Genomic DNA, 14,301 nt, shown 5'->3' with positions numbered 1-14,301 from the left:
GGTGCTGCACACTGGCGCCGTGGATGCTGGACAGGACAGGCGCCCCTCGGGTGGCGACGGCGGGCTGCGCTCCGCCGTGGTGGTCAACCCGGCAAAGGTCGACGATCTCGACGGGCTGCACCGCACCGTGAACGACGCTCTGGCCGCCGCCGGCTGGCCCGAGCCGCAGTGGTTCGAGACGACCGTCGACGACCCGGGTCGGGGCCAGACCGAGCAGGCCGTCAAGGCCGGCGTCGACCTGGTCTTCGCCTGCGGCGGCGACGGCACCGTGATGTCCTGCGTCAGCGGTCTCGTCGGCACCGACGTGGCCCTCGCCGTGCTGCCGCAGGGCACCGGCAACCTGCTCGCCGCCAACCTCGGCCTCTCCACCGACCTCGCGGCGGGGCTCCAGGTGGCCGTCGAGCGTGGTCGGCGGCTGCTCGACGTCGGCGCGGTGGAGGACCAGTACTTCACCGTGATGGCCGGCATGGGCTTCGACGCCCAGATGCTCGCCGCCACCAACGAGAGCACCAAGGCCCGCATCGGCTGGCCGGCGTACGTCATGGGTGCCGTGAAGCATCTGCGGGACCGGCCGATGCGGGTGCAGATCCGCATCGACGACCGTCCGCCGGTACGCCGCCGGGTCCGGTCGGTGCTGATCGCCAATGTCGGCCGGCTACAAGGCGGCGTACGTCTGCTCACCGAGGCCGAGCCGGACGACGGCTGGCTCGACGTCGCCGTGCTCACCCCGCGTAACCTGCGGCACTGGCTCGCGCTCGGCTGGGCGGTGATCCGGCGCAGCGGTCAGGTGCCGCAGATGGAGGTGTTCCGCGGCCGGACGGTGGTGGTCACCAGCAACCGCCCGCAACCGCGGGAGCTCGACGGCGACCTGATCGCCCCGGGGCGGCGGCTTCGCGCCGAGATCCGGCCGCGGGCGCTGTGGCTCTGCGTCCCGCAGCCCGCGGACGCCCCCGACCTGTCCGTCGATGCGCAGAGCGCCGGGGAGCGGGGCGAGCAGCTGATCGAGGAAGCGCGCCGTGAGTAGCACCCGGATCGTGCCGGAGACCCGGTTGATGGCCGACGAGGAACTGTCGGCCGACGACGCCTGGCGCACACTCCGCCGCAAGGGCGGCTGGCACCTGCTGCGCGACGCGTTCATCCGGTTCCGCTACGGCGACGGGTTCAGCCACTCCCGCGCGTTCGCGTTGCAGCTCTGCCTGGCCGTCGTGCCGTTCCTCATCGCCCTCACCGGTCTGATCAGCGAGCTCGGCGTCGAGGAGGGCGGCCGGGTCGTCGCCGACACCGTGCTGGCCCTCACCCCCGGCCAGAGCGCCGAGGTCGTCGGCGAACTGCTCGGCGATGGGGAACGCGTCGAGGACGCGGGGGAGCTGGCGCTCACCCTCGGTCTGCTCACCGGGCTGGTCGCGTTGACCACCACGATGGCCCAGATCGAGCGGGGCGCGAACCGCATCTACGGCGTCGAGCGGGACCGCCCGGCCCTCTCGAAGTACCTGCGGGCGGCCGTGCTGGCGGTCACCGCCGGTCTGCCCGCGCTGGCCGGCTTCCTGATCCTCGTCGGCGGCGGGGCGATGGGCGACTCGGTGCGCGAGCACTACGAGTGGGGTGAGCTGGCCAACATCGTCTGGAACGTGATCCGGTTCCCGTTGAGCCTCGGCCTGACCGTGCTCGCCGTGGCGGTGCTGTTCCGGCAAGCGCCGCGTCGCAACCAGCCGGGGCTGTCCTGGCTGTTCTTCGGGGCCGGCATCGCCACGGCCCTGTGGTGGCTGGCCAGCCTGCTGCTCGCCGCGTACGTCAAGTTCAGTGACGGCTTCGGGCAGACCTACGGCGCGTTGACCGGCATGATGGCGCTGCTGCTCTGGGCCAACCTGACCGGCATGGCGCTCTTCGGCGGGCTGGCCTTCGCCGCCCAGTTGGAGGCGCTGCGCATCGGCGTGCAGGAGCCAGCGCAGCCCGACCTGTGGGAGCCCGAGGCCGACCGCGCCGAGCTGTTCGACACCGGGGACATGACCGCGCTCTGACGGTCCTATGAAGGCATGAATAATTGATTTTGGGACGTGGGTGATTTCGGGGAATCACTGGCTGGGTGCTGTGAACGGTCAGCAGGTGAGGACTTGTTTGGCTAGTTGCTGGAGGTCGGCGCGTTTGTCGGTGTGCTGATTGCCCAAGTCGGCGATGGAGTCGACCCACCGCTGTCTGTCATTGACGGGGAGGCCAGCAGAGTTCTGCTTGACGTACTGGAGAGCGGACGACAGGCCGTCGGTGAACATAAGATCGACCGCGTGCATGGCCGTGGCCGCAGCGGCGGATGAGTGGCCGGACTCCTGGATGAGGTGCACGCGTAGGCTTACGTCGATGCCGCGTCCTTGGTCGCCGATCAGCAGGCGGTCACGGTCGCGGTCGCTTCGCAGCTCCTGGTAGTCGAGTACGAACTCGGCCTTGCCCGGCGCGCCGAACTCACCCAGCAGCGGCGTGGCCTTGCCGAACCACGTGTCTCCGCCGACCCTTCGGACGATCGTGGCCAGGTCGGCGCGGGCCTGTTGGCTGGTGAGTTGCTCCCGGTAGGTGTTGAGCACGTCCAGTTTCGCGTCCCGGTCCGGCGCGAGGAGCAGCTTGGCGACCGCCGGGCTGGTCGAGTCGTTGACCGCTTTGCCGCGCGCGGCCGCGCGTGTCAGTAGCAGCGGCGTGAACGAGCTGCCCATGTCCTCGAGCGAGCACCCTCAGCGGCTGCGCCACCACCGCCCGCATCAACACCGTCGACCCCACGATAGTCGGCGCAGCGTGAACAAGGTGCAAACCGGACACCGGCTCGGCACCCAACACATCCGGCGGCACCGACCCCCGCTGCAAACTCAGCGACACACCCGAACGCACCCACGCGAAGAGAAACTCGACACACTCCACGTCCACACCGCCCACCATCAACCCCCGACAACCCCTGGACCAGCACTCCAGCACACCAGCCAGAACTGTAGAAGCAACCGCTGCCCCTGCCGGTACCTTCGCAAAGAACCATGATCACGCAAGGTCTGCCCCATGATCACCCTGGGGTGATATCGACCAGCCCGGCAGGTTAAACGACAAGCTGAGGGCGTCCGGGTGTACGCCGGACGCGGATCGGGTACCTCGCCTCGCCAGGTACGACAAGGGAGGTGCGGGGTGACCGCGGTCAAAGAGGTGGCTCGGCGTCCGATCGGTCACTTCGCCGAACGGAGCATCGCCGGTCTGGTCGCCGTCATCGGCGCCGGTGCGGCGTTCGGACTGTTGCTGTTGCTCGTCCGGGTGCAGTGGAGCCCGTTGCAGGATGCCGACCACGCGCTCGCCGAGTGGTTCAACTCGCTCGTCGCCCCGCACCACCCGCTGGTCACCGTGCTCCAGGCGGTGACCGACCTGGGTGGCCGGCCGATCCTCATCTGGCTGGTCGCGATCCCGGCGGTCGGCCTGCTGATCCGGCGGCAGCCCCGGCTGGCCGTCTACCTGATCGTCACCGGGGTCGGCGGGCTGATCCTCGACCCGTCGCTCAAGACGCTCGTCGGTCGGCTGCGCCCGGTGGTGGACGTCCCGGTCGCCAGCGCTCCCGGCAACAGCTTCCCGAGCGGGCACGCGCTCGGCTCGATCGTCGCGTACGGGGCGCTGCTGCTGGTGTTCCTGCCGGCGATGGCGCCCCGCTGGCGCAAGCCCGCGATCGTCGGCGTCGGCGTGCTGGTGGCGCTGATCGGGCTGACCCGGATCGCGCTGGGCGTGCACTTCGTCTCCGACGTGCTGGGCGCCTGGCTGCTCGGGGCCGCCTGGCTGGGCGTCACCGCGTACGCCTTCCGGCTGTGGCGGCGCGAGCGCGGCAAGCCGGTGCCACCGCTGACCGAGGGCCTGGAGCCGGAGGCGGGGCACCACATCGCCCCCGCTCCGGCCGAGGAGCACGTGCTGGCCCACCCCCGCTCGGCGGTGGCCGAGCTGCTGGTCGGCTGGGTGCTCGTGTTCGGCGCGTTGTACGGCTTTGGCACGTTCGTCAGCTTCCACGCCAAGGGCACCTTCTTCGACGCCCTGGACACCGAGGTCCCCCGCTGGTTCGCCGATCGGCACAGCGACGTGTTGACCGACGTGAGCTGGTGGTGGAGCAAGTTCGGTGACACCCACGCGATCCTGCTGATCTCGCTGCTGTTCTGCCCGCTGGTGCTCGCGGTGTGGCGGCGTTGGCGGCCCGTGGTGTTCGTGGTGCTGGCGATGGTCGGTGAGCTGACCCTCTTCCTCGCCTCGGCGCGGGCGGTCGACCGGCCCCGGCCGCCGGTGGAGAACCTGGACGGGCAGATGCCCACCTCCTCGTTCCCGTCCGGGCACATCGCGGCGACGATCTGCGTCTGGCTGGCGATCACCCTCATCGTGTTCCCGCGTACCGACCGCTGGTGGCGGTGGATCTTCGTGGCGTTGGCCGTGATCATGCCGGCCGGGGTGGCCACCTCCCGGATGTACCGGGGGATGCACCACCCGACCGACTTCATGGGTGCGATCCTGCTCTCCGCGCTCTGGATCGGCCTGCTCTACCTCGTGGTCCGCCCCAACGCCGACCTGGCTGGCGGAGGGCAACCAGCCGGCCATCGAGTCGGAGGACGTGGACACCCTCGACGACGAGCTGGCCCGCGCCGGCCGACCCGACTGAGGTACCGCGATGCTGCGGGTGATGACCTGGAACATCCGCACCGGCGGCCGGGACCGTGGCGGCTCCGACCGGCTGGATCGGGTGGTCCAGGTCGTCGACCAGCAGGCGCCGGACGTGTTGGCGTTGCAGGAGCTGCGCGGCTTCGACCGGGCGGGGCTGATGGACACCATTGCGGACCGGCTCGGGATGACGCCCCACCTGGCCCGGTCCTGCTTCGGGCAGCCGGTGGCGGTGCTGGTCCGGCCGCCGTACCGGGTGCTCGCCGCAGGGCCCCTGCGGCGGCCGTTCCACCACGCCGCCGCCCGCGTCGTGGTGTCCACCCCGGCCGGGCCGCTCACCGTTCTCGGCACCCACCTGTACCCGTACTCCGGAGGCCGTCGACGGATGGAGGTCGACTGGCTGGTCGCTGCCCTGCGCCGCGCCCCCGGGCCGTTGACCCTGCTCGCCGGTGACCTCAACTCGCTCGACCCGACGGTCGATCACGCCGCTCGTCTGGACGGCCTGCCCGCTCTCTACAAGCGACGGCACCTCCGTCGGCGCGGCGGTGCCGTGGACACCCGCGCGGTCGCCCGGCTGCTCGCCGCCGACCTGGTCGACCTGTGGCCGTCCGCCAACGTCGACGCGCCGGAGGCCGCGGGTCTGACCGTCCCCACCCGGTTCGGCGGTGCGGAATTCGCCGGGATGCGCCTGGACTACCTGTTGGGCAGCTGTGCGGTGGCCGAGCGGGTGCGCGACTGCCGGGTGATCCGCGACGCGACGACGGACACGGCCTCCGACCACTATCCGCTGCTGGCCACCATCGACCTGTGACCGCGCCGGGGCCCGGCGGATGGCGTCGTCGGGCTACCGTGCCCACCGTGACCGACCGCCCCACCCTCCGTCCGCCGCTGCCCGCGCCGCCGACCGACCGGCCGGCCGCGCTGACGGTGACGCTCGCGGCCCGAGCGCCGTCGGCGGTGGGCACGGCCGAGCCGGACACCGTCGCGCTGCCGCTCGTCGCGGCCGTCGCGCGGTTCGCGCTGGTCTTCGTGCTGCCGGTACGCCTGCTCTGGGAGCTGTTCGCGGCTGCCGGCCGGCTGCTGGGCCGGTACCTGCTCACCCCGGTTGGACGGTTCCTGCGCGACTGGCTGGCGGCCCCGTTGGTCTGGGCCCTGGATCGGCTGGTGTGGCGTCCGCTGCTCTGGTGCGCCGACCATCTACTGTGGCGTCCCCTGCGCTGGGTAGCCCGCAACCTGGTCACGCCGGCGGCCCGGTGGACCCGACGCGCGGTGCTCGACCCGGCCCGGGTGGCGTCCCGCGAGATGCTGAGCGCACTGGGTCTGCGCCGTTGACGACACCTCAGAGCACCAGGTTGAGCAGCACGGTCAGCACCACCGAGGCCAGGATCGAGAAGAGGATCATCAGAAGGCAGCCGAGTCCACCACCGAGCGGGCGGATCTCCGTGTTCCCGAAGCGCATGAGGTTCACCTGTCCGTGAGTGCGGGCCGTGGGGTGAGTAGATGGCGGATCGCGTCCGCGACAGCCGTCGGCGCGGTGGTGACCACGTTGTGCGCGGCACCCGGTACGACGGTGAGGTTGGCGTCCGGCACGAGCCGGGTCGCCTGGCACCGCCACCTCGCCCGCACCACCGGGTCGCGCTCACCGGTCAGCACGAGGGTCGGCGCGCTGATCCGCACGAGGTCGGTCTCGATCGAGTTGCGCACCGAGTGCGACAGCGTCGCGAAGACCCGCCAGGGCCGGGCGTCCCAGATGTCCCGCACCAGGACGGGCGCCTGCATCGGAGCCTCGCGCAGCGTGTCCACCAGCCACCGGCCGAACAAGGCGCGTCGGGACCGGGCGACCGGGTCACTGGTCGGCCCGGCGAGTACCAGCGCGCGTACCGCGTCCGGGTGGTTCGCGGCGACCGCGGCGGCGACCTCCGCGCCGAACGAGTGCCCCACCAGGCAGACCGGCGGCAGCCGGTACGCGGCCAGCCAGGCGGCCAGGTGGTCGGCGTGCCGCGCGACGTCGTACGCGCCCCGGGGGTGGTCGCTCAGACCGAAGCCGGGCAGGTCCGGCACGTACACCGGGTGGGTCCTGGCGAGCGCGACGGCCAGCGGGGTGAGATAACGGTGCGAGACGGCGAGGCCGTGCACCAGCACCACGGGCGTGGCGCCGGCGTCCGGTTCGGCGCTTCGCCGGGTGTGGGTGCGCAGTCCGTCGACGAGCCGCCAGTCGCTGGTGAGACCGGCGGCCGGCCGGGGAGCGGCCAGGGCGAGCCGCAGCTCGGCCAACCCGAACCGGCCGGCGGGCGTGAGCCCGGCCGGCCGGATCCGCTGGCGGCTCGTCGGGTGGCTCACAGCTCGCGCAGCCGGGGCAGTAGCTGATCCTGCGCCCAGTCCAGGAACATCGGCTGGGTCTCCCCGCCGACCTGGATGATCGCCACGTGCGTGAAGCCGGCGTCGACGAACTTGCGGAACGCGTCGACGTGCGCTTCCACGTCCGGGCCGCAGGAGATGCCCTCGGCGACGTCCTCCTCCCGGACGAACTGGGTGGCGGCGGCGAAGGACTCCGGCCCCGGCAGGTCGGCGTTGACCTTCCAGCCCATCCCGAACCAGCGGAACTGGTCGTGCACGATCTTGCGGCATTCGGCCTCGTCCGGGCCGTAGCAGATCGCCACCTGCCCGTACCGAGGCTGACCGGCGCCGCCGGCGTCGTCGTACATCTCGATGATGTGCCGGTCAGGCTCGGTGGAGACGAGGCCGTTGCCGTACTCGGCGGCCAGCGTGGCCGACTGCCGGCCGGAGGCGGCGATCGCCATCGGGACGGGCCGCTCGGGCCGGTCCCAGACGTAGGCGTCGGGTACGTCGAAGTGGTTGCCGGAGAAGGTCAGCGTCTCGCCGTTGAGGAGCGGACGGATGATCTGCAACGCCTCCTCGAACATCTCGTGGCGCTGCTGCACGTGGGGCCAGCCGCCGACCACGTGCTCGTTGAGGTTCTCCCCGGCGCCCAGGCCGAGGGTGAACCGCCCGTCCGAGAGCGCTCCGATGGTGCTGGCCTTCTGGGCGACCACGGCCGGGTGGTAACGGCGGATCGGGCAGGTCACGAAGGACATCAGCTCCGCGCGGGAGGTGGCGTGGGCGACCGCGCCGAGCACCGACCAGGCGTACGGGGAGTGGCCCTGGGAGTCCAGCCACGGGTAGTAGTGGTCAGAGATCACCAATTGGTCGAAGCCGGCCGCCTCGGCCCGCACCGCGTGGTCCACCAGTTGCTTCGGACCGGCCTGCTCGCACATCAGGGTGTAGCCGAGGCTCACCATCGCGGTATCTCCTTCTCGCCGACGGTTCGTCCCGGGATACCCAGGTCAGCAACGGTCAACCCTCCCGTCCGGTTCTCCTCGGGCGATGCTTGACTGATCCATCACCACAAGCCAGTGGCAGGGCGGCTTCCAGGGTGAGGTGCGCGTGACCGCCGGCGCTTCGGCGATCACCGGGTGGACCGCCCGGTGGGCCGCCCGGTGGGCCGCCCGGTGGACCAACCCCACACCGCAGGTGAGCTGCACCGCCAGTTGAGCGACACGAGCTGACCGACGCCAGATGGCCGCGCCCGCACCGGGCCCGGCCATCGCGTTCCACAGGAGCCCGGGCGCGGTCAGTGCTGCTCCCCGGTCAGGTTCACGATGACCACGCCGGCGATGATCAGCGCGATGCCCGCGAGCTTGACCAGCCCGACCGATTCGCCCAGGAACACCGCGCCGATCGCCACGATGGCGGCGGTGCCCAGACCCGACCAGAGGGCGTACGCGACGCCGACCGGTATCTCCTTGACGGCCTGAGCCAGCAGGACGAACGCCAGCGCGTACCCGGTGAGGCAGCCCAGTGTCGGCCAGATGCGGGTGAACCCGGCGGTGCTCTTGATCAGGCTGGTCGCCAGCACCTCCGCGAGGATGGCGATCCCCAGCAACACGTACGCCATACGGCCCCTCAGTCTTCGGTTGCGGTCCCGTGCACCATGGCGATCGCGACGGCCCGGTTGAGCGCCACCACCGGGGTGCCGGCCAGTCGCTCCAGCACGCCGTACAGCGCCAGGATCTGCGGCTAGTCGGTCGCCTCGGTGCTCCCGGCCAACTGCACCAACAGCATGTACTTCATCGTCTCGCTCCCCGCACCCGCGCACCATCGTCGGTGCTTTCACCCCGAGGTGGAAGCCGACGACACCGTTCTCGACACCCCGGGCAGAGAAATTTCTAGCCGACCTCGTCGACCTCGAACACCAGGCTCTGCTCCGGGTGCAGCGCGGGCAACTGCACGCCGACCCGGGCCAGCGCCGCGCCGCTGAGTGTGACGCCGGACCCCAGCCAGGGCGGGGCGGACCGTTCGATGGTCGCCGGGGCCGGCACGTCCGCCACCGGCCGTACCCGGTAGCGCCGCGCCGGGTCGAGGCCGGGCAGCCGTACCGCGCCCGGGGTCTGCGCCACCGAGGTGGCCAGCCGGGCCACCGCGTACACCGCTCTGGTCTTGTCCTTGTCGACCACGCCGTGCGCCCAGACGGCCGGGTCCGGGTGGTCGACCCGGACCACCCGCCCGGCGTGCAGCAGCGGGCGCAGCCGCTTGTGTAACGCCACCCAGGCGGTCAGCTCGGCCTGTTCGGCGGCGCTGATCGAGGCGACGTCCCACTCGATGCCGTGGTGGCCGAACAGCGCCGTGGCCGCCCGGAAACCCAGGTCGTGTACGCGGTGGGTGGTGTGCGAGCGCTGCGGACCGACGTGCGTGCCGATGAGTTCCGGCGGCAGCAGCAGCCCGGTCCAGCGCTGGATGCCGAGGCGTTCGAGCGCGTCGTTGCAGTCGCTGGCCCACACCCGGTCCGTGCGGGCCAGGATGGCCAGGTCCACGCGGGCGCCGCCGGACGAGCAGCTCTCGATCTCCACGCCGGGGTGGCGTCGGCGCAGCTCGTCGAGGAGGCGGTAGACCGCGAGGGTCTGTCCGTGCACGCCGGGCCGGCCGTGGTGCCCGGCCTCGGTGAGGTCACGGTTGTGGTCCCACTTGAGGTAGCTGATGCCGGGATGCTCGGTGAGCAGCGCGTCGAGGCGTGCCAGCACGTGGTCGTACGCCTCGGGGCGGCCCAGGTCGAGTACCTGCTGAGTGCGCCACGCGGGCGGCAGCCGCCCCGGCACGGCCAGCAGCCAGTCGGCGTGCGCGCGGAACAGGTCGGAATCGGGGTTGACCATCTCCGGCTCCACCCAGAGGCCGAACCGCAACCCCCGGCCGGTCACGTGGTCGATGAGCGGTTGCAGGCCGTCGGGCCACACGCCCTCGTCGACGTACCAGTCGCCGAGCCCGGCGGTGTCGTCGCGCCGGCCGCGGAACCAGCCGTCGTCGAGCACGAACCGTTCCACGCCGATCTGCGCGGCGCGGTCGGCCAGGGCGCGCAGCCGGTCGAGGTCATGGTCGAAGTAGACCGCCTCCCACACGTTGAGGGTCACCGGGCGGGGGGAGCGCGGGTGTCCGGGCCGGGCCCGCAGGTGCGAGTGGAGGACGTCGCTGAGCCCGTCCAGCCCCTCGTCTGACCAGACGGCGTAGAGCAGCGGAGTGTCGTACGCCTCGCCGGGAGCGAGCCGGATCTCGCCGGGGGCCAGCAGTTCCCCGCCGCCGAGGGTGGACTCGCCGGTGGGACGGCGTTCGGCAACGGTGACGTGGTCACCGCTCCACGCGGTGTGCACGGCCCAGACCTCGCCGTGGCCGAAGCCGACGCCGGTGGTGCCGGCCACCACCAGCAGCGTGGCGTCGTGTCCGGTACGACCGTGCCGCCCCTCGCGGACCCAGGCGCCGTGCTGCCACGAGTGTCGCTGCGGGGAGCGTTCCCGGCACCAGCGGCCGGTCAGGTCGAGCAGCTCGGTGGCGACCGCCGGCACCGGGAGCACCGGGGTCAGCTCCCGCAGCTCGTACGCGCCGTCGCCGTCGTTGCGCAGGCGATGGCGGATGGTCAGCAGGCCGTACGGGTCCAGCATGATCTCGATGGTCAGGGCCAGCCCGGCAGCCCGGTCCGACGCCCGCACGGTGACCAGCGCCGGAGCGTCGGCGGGCTCGTCGACGTCGATTCCGTCGAGCCGGAACGCGGTGGACCAGTCCCGTCCGTCGCGGTGCCCGGCCAGCCCCGGTCGGCCGCTCCAGCCGGCGCTCGCCTCCGGCAGCAGCGACAGCGCGGGTGGCTCGTCGAAGCTGCTCGGCACCACCGGCGGCACGGTGGCGTCCACGAGCTGGCGCAGGTCGTCGTCGTCCAGGTCGCCGACGTCACCACCCCAGTGCGTTACCCGGGGCAGCCCCGGGCCGCGCGCGTCGAGCACCAGGCTGGTCCGTGCGCGGCGCAGGTGCAGGATCGTCATCCTTTGGAGGCTCCCAAGGTCAGGCCCCGGACGAAGTGCCGCTGGAGCATAAAGAAGATCACCAGGGTGGGGATCGCGACGAGCACGCTGCCCGCCGAGACCAGGTTGTTGTCGGTGAAGAACTGGCCGCGCAGGTTGTTGAGCGAGCTGGTCACCGGGAACTTGTCGCCGGTGCGCATGAGGACGGTGGCCCAGAAGAATTCGTTGTAGATCCAGGTCACCTCCAGGGTGGCCAGCGCGGCCAGGGCCGGCCGGCACAGCGGCATGGTGATCTGCCAGTACTGCCGCCAGACGCTCGCCCCGTCGACCATCGCCGCCTCGTACAGGTCGTGGGGCAGCGCCTTCATGTAGTTGCTGAGCACGAAGACGCAGAACCCGCACTGGAAGGCGACGTTGATCAGGATCAGGCCCCAGTAGCTGTCGTAGAGCAGCTCCGAATCGCTCATGAACTCCGGTAGCGGCACCTCGGTGAACAGTCGGAACAGCGGGATGAGCAGTGCCTGTTGCGGCAGCAGGTTGGCGGCGGTGAACACCCCGAGCAGGAGGAGGTTGATCTTCCAACGGAACCGGGCGATGACGAACGCCACGCAGGAGGCGAGGAAGAGCGTCAGCAGCACCGCCGGCAGGGTGATGTAGACCGAGTTGAGGAAGTGCTTGCCGAACTCCGCCTGATCCCAGGCCGTGACGTAGTTGTCGAAGGTCCAGCCGCCGAACGAGACGTAGCCGTGGGTGGCGGTGTACTGGTACGAGCGCAGCGAGGTCAGCACCGCCCAGGCGATCGGGAAGAGCCAGATCAGCGCCACGGCGATGAGGAAGCCGTGCAGCAGCATCCGCAGCGGGGTCAGCCTGCGTCGGCGGATCTGGGTGTCGACGTTTATTGCCGGTTCTCCCTCATCACGGTCGCCAGGTAGATGGTGATGAAGACCAGCGAGACGACCAGCATGATCGTCGCCAGCGCCGAGCCGAAGCCGATCCGGCTCGCCTCACCCACCACGTTCTGGGTGACCAGCGCGGAGATCAACTCCAGGCCGTTGCGGCCCTTGTTGACGACCCAGACCAGGTCGAACGCCCGCAGCGACTCGATCACGGTCACCACCAGCACGATGGTGTTGATCGGTCGCAGCACCGGAAAGACGACCCGGAAGAACGTCCGGACCTCGGAGGCGCCGTCGACCGCGGCGGCCTCGCGCAGCGACGGGTCGACGCCCTTCAGCCCGGCCAGGTAGAGCAGCGTGATGTAGCCGACGTGTCGCCAACCGGAGGCGATCATGACCGCCCAGATGTTGACGTTCGAGTCGCCGTACCAGTCGGTGTCGGTGCCGAGGACGACATTGATCAGACCCTGGTCACGGGAGTAGAGCAGCTGCCAGACGAAGCCGATGAGCGCCAGCGAGAGCACCACCGGCAGGTACAGCGCGGTCTGGTAGAAGCGGCTGCCGCCCAGCTCCTTGTCGAGCAGGACGGCCAGGAACATGCCGAACGGGGTCGCGACCACGAACAGTACGGCCAGCCACAGCAGGTTGTGCTGGACCGCCGGCACGAACGGCGGGTAGATGTTCACCACGTCGCTGTAGTTGCGCGCGCCGACGAACTCGATCTCGTTCAGGGGGCCGATGCCGTCCCAGTCGGTGCCGGACAGCACCACGGTCGCCAGGGCTGGCAGCCAGACGAGCGCGGTGACGAGCAGCAGTGGGACGAGCACCATCAGCGTGATGACCACGCGGTCGGTGGGGGACAGGAGCCGTAGCCGCCGGCGACGACCACCTGTGGAGGTGGTCGCGGCCGGCGGCGGCACGGCGCGATCCGCTTGGATCAGGGGTAGGTCGGACACGATGTCCTCCCCCTTCCGCCGTCAGTCAGTGAAGATCGACTTTTTCTGGTTCTCGATGGACGACGTCAGTCCGCCGATGTCCTTCGGGTTCTTGATGAACTGCTGGATCGCCGGGATCATCACCGTGGAGGCGAAGTCCGGCCGGGTGTCCCGGTCGAGGAACTGGGCGATCTCGGTGGCCGACCCGACCAGCTCCGCGGCCTTCTTCTGCAGCGCCGTGTAGCCGCTGACGTCCGCGCTGCCGTTGGCGACCAGGGTGGTCGGGTCGCTCTTGACGGTGATGTCCCCGGCCTCCTTGCCGCCGAAGTACTCCATCAGCTTGCGGGCGTTGGCCTCGTTCTTGGGCTTGCGGGCCATCATGTAGCCGTCGATCGGCGCGTCCAGGGCCTTGGCGCCGATGGACGGGTCGATCTCGGGAAAGGTGAAGAAGTCGAGGTCGTCCTGCTCCTCGTTGCTGAACTGCTGGCCAACGAAGAGACCGAGCAGGTACATGCCGCTCTTCTTCTGCTGCAACGACTGCGCGGCCTCCTGCCAGGTGCGCCCGAGGCTGTCCGGCTGGTGCAGGGGGAGCAGGCCGGCCCAGGTGTCGAAGACCTTCTTGACCTTGTCGGAGGTCCACGCCTCCTTGCCGGCCATCAGGTCGATGTGGAACTGGTAGCCGTTGATCCGCAGGTTGAGGATGTCGAAGGTGCCCATCGCCGGCCAGCCGTCCTTGTCGGCGAAGGCGATCGGGGTGAGGCCGTCCTTCTTCATCTGCGCGCCCAGCGCCGTGAACTGGTCCAGGGTGGTGGGCACCTGGTAGCCGTGCTGCTTCCAGACCGACTTGCGGTAGAACACCGCCCACGGGTAGTACGACGCCGGCACGAAGTACTGCTTGCCGTCGTCACCGGTGGACGCCTTCTTGAACGCGTCCGAGTAGCCGGAGATCTTGCCCCACACGTCGCTGATGTCGCCGGCCAGGCCCTTGGCGGCGAAGAAGCGCATCCGGTAGCCGGCGAACCAGGTGAAGACGTCGTCCGGCTTGCCCTGTAGGTAGTTGTTGATGTTCTCCTGGAACGTGTTGTGGTCGACCGTGTTGACGGCGACCTGGACGCCGGACGAGGCCTTGAACCCCTCGGTGACCTTGGCGAGCACGTCCTTGGGCTTCGGGTCGGACTGGTTGGATCCGAGTGAGACGTCCTTACTGGACCCGCCGGAGCCGGAGTCGGCGCCGCAGCCGGCGAGCAGACCGGTGCTGAGCAGTGCGCCCGTGCCGGCCGCGCCGGCCAGCAGCGACCGTCGGTTGATGCCGGCGACGGAGGGCGGTACGAGCCGAGCCAGATATTCGGCGTGCGATCGGGGACGGGACATCTGTGCCTCCTGCGGATGAAGAGGTGCTACGCCCTAGCCCGAGTTTCCTAGATAAGTTGATCTTGGCTGGAGACTTCGCTGGTCAGACCTTGTTTCGACGCCGGTTTG

General features: G+C 70.4%; 12 protein-coding genes and 1 pseudogene. 5 read left to right on the top strand and 8 right to left on the bottom strand.

Annotated elements, in window-relative coordinates; genetic code table 11:
* Positions 1–19 precede the first annotated feature (19 nt).
* Together ACLQ24_RS20030 and ACLQ24_RS20025 are read left to right on the top strand one after the other, a co-directional pair.
* Positions 20–1,024: a diacylglycerol/lipid kinase family protein gene (locus tag ACLQ24_RS20030; RefSeq protein WP_425893240.1), complete on the top strand. Its 1,005-nt coding sequence runs from the start codon at positions 20–22 to the stop codon at positions 1,022–1,024.
* Complete coding sequence (locus tag ACLQ24_RS20025; protein WP_425893239.1) at positions 1,017–2,018, top strand: YihY/virulence factor BrkB family protein; 1,002 nt, start codon at positions 1,017–1,019, stop codon at positions 2,016–2,018. Before ACLQ24_RS20030 ends, ACLQ24_RS20025 begins: the two co-directional genes overlap by 8 nt.
* 78 nt (positions 2,019–2,096) lie before the next feature.
* Here ACLQ24_RS20025 and ACLQ24_RS20020 read toward each other — a convergent pair whose 3' ends face one another.
* On the bottom strand, positions 2,097–2,699 hold the full coding sequence (locus tag ACLQ24_RS20020) for a hypothetical protein (protein ID WP_425893238.1): 603 nt from the start codon (positions 2,697–2,699) through the stop codon (positions 2,097–2,099).
* Between the two features lie 397 nt (positions 2,700–3,096).
* Between ACLQ24_RS20020 and ACLQ24_RS20015 the strand changes: the two are divergent.
* The 3 genes and pseudogenes from ACLQ24_RS20015 to ACLQ24_RS20005 all read left to right on the top strand — a co-directional run.
* Positions 3,097–4,491 (top strand): annotated as a pseudogene (locus ACLQ24_RS20015) (phosphatase PAP2 family protein); the annotation flags it as partial.
* Positions 4,492–4,660: 169 nt separating this feature from the next.
* On the top strand, positions 4,661–5,461 hold the full coding sequence (locus ACLQ24_RS20010; RefSeq protein ID WP_425893237.1) for an endonuclease/exonuclease/phosphatase family protein: 801 nt from the start codon (positions 4,661–4,663) through the stop codon (positions 5,459–5,461).
* Positions 5,462–5,508: 47 nt separating this feature from the next.
* Positions 5,509–5,982, top strand: a complete 474-nt coding sequence (locus tag ACLQ24_RS20005) for a hypothetical protein (protein ID WP_425893236.1) — start codon at positions 5,509–5,511, stop codon at positions 5,980–5,982.
* A gap of 132 nt (positions 5,983–6,114) precedes the next feature.
* On the opposite strand, the gene ACLQ24_RS20000 is transcribed toward ACLQ24_RS20005, so the two are convergent.
* From ACLQ24_RS20000 to ACLQ24_RS19970, 7 genes are all read right to left on the bottom strand, one after another.
* Complete coding sequence (locus ACLQ24_RS20000) at positions 6,115–6,990, bottom strand: alpha/beta fold hydrolase (protein WP_425893235.1); 876 nt, start codon at positions 6,988–6,990, stop codon at positions 6,115–6,117.
* Positions 6,987–7,949 carry a TIGR03557 family F420-dependent LLM class oxidoreductase gene (locus ACLQ24_RS19995; protein WP_425893234.1) on the bottom strand — a complete coding sequence of 321 codons (963 nt, stop codon included), beginning with the start codon at positions 7,947–7,949 and terminating at the stop codon, positions 6,987–6,989. Before ACLQ24_RS19995 ends, ACLQ24_RS20000 begins: the two co-directional genes overlap by 4 nt.
* A 332-nt stretch (positions 7,950–8,281) precedes the next feature.
* Positions 8,282–8,605: a DMT family transporter gene (locus ACLQ24_RS19990; RefSeq protein ID WP_425893233.1), complete on the bottom strand. Its 324-nt coding sequence runs from the start codon at positions 8,603–8,605 to the stop codon at positions 8,282–8,284.
* Between the two features lie 271 nt (positions 8,606–8,876).
* Positions 8,877–11,012: an alpha-galactosidase gene (locus ACLQ24_RS19985; protein ID WP_425893232.1), complete on the bottom strand. Its 2,136-nt coding sequence runs from the start codon at positions 11,010–11,012 to the stop codon at positions 8,877–8,879.
* On the bottom strand, positions 11,009–11,842 hold the full coding sequence (locus tag ACLQ24_RS19980; RefSeq protein ID WP_425893231.1) for a carbohydrate ABC transporter permease: 834 nt from the start codon (positions 11,840–11,842) through the stop codon (positions 11,009–11,011). Before ACLQ24_RS19980 ends, ACLQ24_RS19985 begins: the two co-directional genes overlap by 4 nt.
* Positions 11,843–11,886: 44 nt before the next feature.
* On the bottom strand, positions 11,887–12,843 hold the full coding sequence (locus tag ACLQ24_RS19975; protein ID WP_425893230.1) for a carbohydrate ABC transporter permease: 957 nt from the start codon (positions 12,841–12,843) through the stop codon (positions 11,887–11,889).
* 21 nt (positions 12,844–12,864) lie between these two features.
* The gene (locus ACLQ24_RS19970) at positions 12,865–14,193 is read right to left on the bottom strand and encodes an ABC transporter substrate-binding protein (RefSeq protein WP_425893229.1); all 1,329 of its coding nucleotides are present in this window, start codon (positions 14,191–14,193) and stop codon (positions 12,865–12,867) included.
* Positions 14,194–14,301: the final 108 nt, after the last annotated feature.

It is taken from the genome of Micromonospora sp. DT4 (genome assembly GCF_049841675.1).
Classification (GTDB): domain Bacteria; phylum Actinomycetota; class Actinomycetes; order Mycobacteriales; family Micromonosporaceae; genus Micromonospora.
This window is presented reverse-complemented; position numbering and strand designations above follow the sequence as displayed.

Coding starts and splice junctions, on each gene's coding strand:
- ACLQ24_RS19985 (WP_425893232.1), bottom strand. CDS start 11,012: ATGACGATCCTGCACCTGCGCCGCGCACGGACCAGCCTGGTGCTCGAC.
- ACLQ24_RS19995 (WP_425893234.1), bottom strand. CDS start 7,949: ATGGTGAGCCTCGGCTACACCCTGATGTGCGAGCAGGCCGGTCCGAAG.
- ACLQ24_RS20020 (WP_425893238.1), bottom strand. CDS start 2,699: ATGGGCAGCTCGTTCACGCCGCTGCTACTGACACGCGCGGCCGCGCGC.
- ACLQ24_RS19990 (WP_425893233.1), bottom strand. CDS start 8,605: ATGGCGTACGTGTTGCTGGGGATCGCCATCCTCGCGGAGGTGCTGGCG.
- ACLQ24_RS19970 (WP_425893229.1), bottom strand. CDS start 14,193: ATGTCCCGTCCCCGATCGCACGCCGAATATCTGGCTCGGCTCGTACCG.
- ACLQ24_RS20010 (WP_425893237.1), top strand. CDS start 4,661: ATGCTGCGGGTGATGACCTGGAACATCCGCACCGGCGGCCGGGACCGT.
- ACLQ24_RS19980 (WP_425893231.1), bottom strand. CDS start 11,842: ATGCTGCTGCACGGCTTCCTCATCGCCGTGGCGCTGATCTGGCTCTTC.